General features: G+C 63.7%; 3 protein-coding genes, 1 tRNA gene and 1 pseudogene. 4 read left to right on the plus strand and 1 reads right to left on the minus strand.

The genetic code is table 11. The annotated features are described in order from the left end of the window. A partial coding sequence (locus FJY88_13600) for a helix-turn-helix domain-containing protein (protein MBM3288362.1) occupies positions 1–123 on the minus strand: 123 nt, incomplete at its 3' end. A gap of 25 nt (positions 124–148) precedes the next feature. Between FJY88_13600 and FJY88_13605 the strand changes: the two are divergent. The 4 genes and pseudogenes from FJY88_13605 (at position 149) to FJY88_13620 (ending at position 2363) form a co-directional block, all read left to right on the plus strand. After that, a pseudogene (locus FJY88_13605) lies at positions 149–481 on the plus strand (type II toxin-antitoxin system RelE/ParE family toxin). Further along, positions 474–782: a helix-turn-helix domain-containing protein gene (locus FJY88_13610; GenBank protein ID MBM3288363.1), complete on the plus strand. Its 309-nt coding sequence runs from the start codon at positions 474–476 to the stop codon at positions 780–782. Before FJY88_13605 ends, FJY88_13610 begins: the two are co-directional and overlap by 8 nt. 214 nt (positions 783–996) lie before the next feature. Further along, positions 997–2160, plus strand: coding sequence for an ATP-binding protein (locus FJY88_13615; GenBank protein ID MBM3288364.1), 1164 nt, complete (start codon positions 997–999; stop codon positions 2158–2160). Positions 2161–2274: 114 nt separating this feature from the next. After that, positions 2275–2363, plus strand: a tRNA-Ser gene (locus FJY88_13620). The last annotated feature ends 43 nt before the right edge of the window (positions 2364–2406 follow it).

Here is a 2406-nt window from a genome sequence, read left to right on the forward strand (position 1 = left end):
CCCCGACCCCTCCACCTGGCGCATCCAGTTGTGAATCGCTTGGCGCGACACCCCAAAGACACGAGCGGCCTCCGACGGACCCATCCCCTGACGAATCGCCAACACGACTCGCCGCCTCAGAATGTCGGATCTGACATATCATCGGAACATGAGCCCGAAGGACAAACCCCTGGTCTGGCTCAGCGGGGAGGTGAAGAGCTAGCCGTTCTCGAAGGAGGCAAGGATTGAGGCGTGGTTTCTCCTTCGAAGGCTTCAGAAAGGCGAGCGGTTGGGTATGCCGCACTCGCGGCCGATGCCTGGGATCGATGCGAGGTGCTATGAGCTGCGGATCTAGGATGCTGCGGCGACGTGGCGCATCATCTACCGGACCGACCGAGATGCGGTCGTGATCGCCGAGATCTTCAGCAAGACAACCACCCGCACACCGGTCTCGGTAGCCGCGACGTGCAAGAGGAGGCTTCGGGAGTACGATCATGCGTGAAGAGAAGAAGAAGCGACTCGAAGAGCGCGGATGGCGAGTCGGCACGGCACGTGGGTTCCTCGGCCTCTCCGCAGAGGAGGAGGCTTTGATCGAGCTCAAGCTGCAGCTCGCGGCGAGCCTTCGCCGGCGGCGTCTTCGCCGGCGGCTTACACAGACCGACCTCGCGAAGATCTTGAAGTCAAGCCAGTCGCGCGTCGCCAAGATGGAAGCGGGGGACCCTTCCGTCTCGGTCGATCTGCTCGTCCGATCCCTGATCGCCCTCGGGGCCTCGCCCCGCGAGCTGGCCCGCGCGATCTCATAGACCGGTCGTGATCCGAAATGCGGAGGCGGCCTGCTGCGGAGACGAGAGGCGCTTAGGGCGAGCCCGGTCGCCGTCTCCGGCGGCGGACGGGGACCGGAAGGGGAGGGTGCGGCCCACGAGAGATCGGGTGCCGATACCACGAGTTCGCGCCCCCCCGAATCCGCCCCTTGTTTTCCAGGAAATCGCTCTTGCAAAATAGAAATCGGATTCTATAATGCAAGGCATGATCGCGCGGCTTGTTCGGCGCCTGGTTCAGCAACGCTTGTCGGCCTACCCGGCGGTGGCCCTTATCGGGCCGCGCCAGTGTGGCAAGACCACTCTCGCGCGTTCGCTGGACGGGATCTATTTCGACCTCGAACAAGAATCCGAGCGCCTCAGGCTCGACCTCGAGTGGGATCGCCTCGCGGCCGGGAAGGACCTCGTGATCTTGGACGAGGCTCAAGGGTGCCCGGACACCTTCGCTCGTCTGCGCGGGACCATCGACCGAGATCGCAAGCGGAAGGGTCGCTTCCTGCTTCTCGGATCCGTTTCCCCCTCGCTGATGATCCGCGTCTCCGAGTCGCTGGCGGGCCGCTTGTCGCTTGTCGATCTGACCCCGCTCCTCTTCAACGAGCTCCGAACAAAGGCATCGCGCGAGCGCCTCTGGTTGTGCGGGGGCTACCCCGATGGCGGGGTGCTGAGGGCCGGACCGTATCCGCGTTGGCAACTGGATTACCTGGCTCTTCTGACGCAGCGCGATCTCCCGACCTGGGGTTTGCCCGCGAGGCCGCGGACGACCGATCGGCTGCTCCGCATGCTGGCCGCGCTTCACGGGCAGGTGTGGAATGCCACGCAAGTGGGCCAGAGCCTCGGGCTCTCGTACCACACCGTCAACAGCTACCTGGACTATCTGGAGGGGGCTTTCCTGATCCGCAGGCTACCTTCCTACCAGGCGAACATCCGCAAGCGTCTCATCAAGAGCCCCAAGATCTATTGGCGTGATAGCGGGCTCCTGCATGCTCTCTTGAATGTCTCGAACGAACGGCGCCTGCTCAGCCAACCATGGGTCGGCGCGAGCTGGGAAGGCTTCGTGATCGAGCAGGCGCTGGGTGAGCTCTCCGCGCGTGGACGAAGTTTCACGGCTCACTACTTTAGGACCGGTGACCAACACGAAATGGACCTCGTGTTGGATTTCGGGAAGGAGTGTTGGGCTGTCGAGGTGAAGCTCACATCCTCCCCCTCACCGGAGGATATGGCGCGGCTGGACAAAGCCGCTGACCTTATCAAGGCGTCGCGGCGCTTCCTGGTTTCGCAGACCGGCCGTTCGAGCGGAGACGACCGCCGCATCTCCTGCAACCTGTCGACGTTCCTGAAACACCTGAGAGATGACGGGTCGTGAGAGGGACGCGGGATCCTGGGAGTGCTGCCTGAACCATGGTCGTGCTCGGCACACGGTTCCCCGACTCCCTCCTTGACCCTCCCCGTCGATCGGCTAGAATGGGATTCGTCTTCCGGAGGGATGGCCGAGCGGTTGAAGGCGGCGGTCTTGAAAACCGCTAACCCGTTTAGGGTTCGTGGGTTCGAATCCCACTCCCTCCGCCGGCGAGGGCGCGGGGGGATGGGAAGTAGGGCGAGGGGATTCGCG

Source organism: Candidatus Eisenbacteria bacterium (genome assembly GCA_016867495.1).
Classification (GTDB): domain Bacteria; phylum Eisenbacteria; class RBG-16-71-46; order CAIMUX01; family VGJL01; genus VGJL01.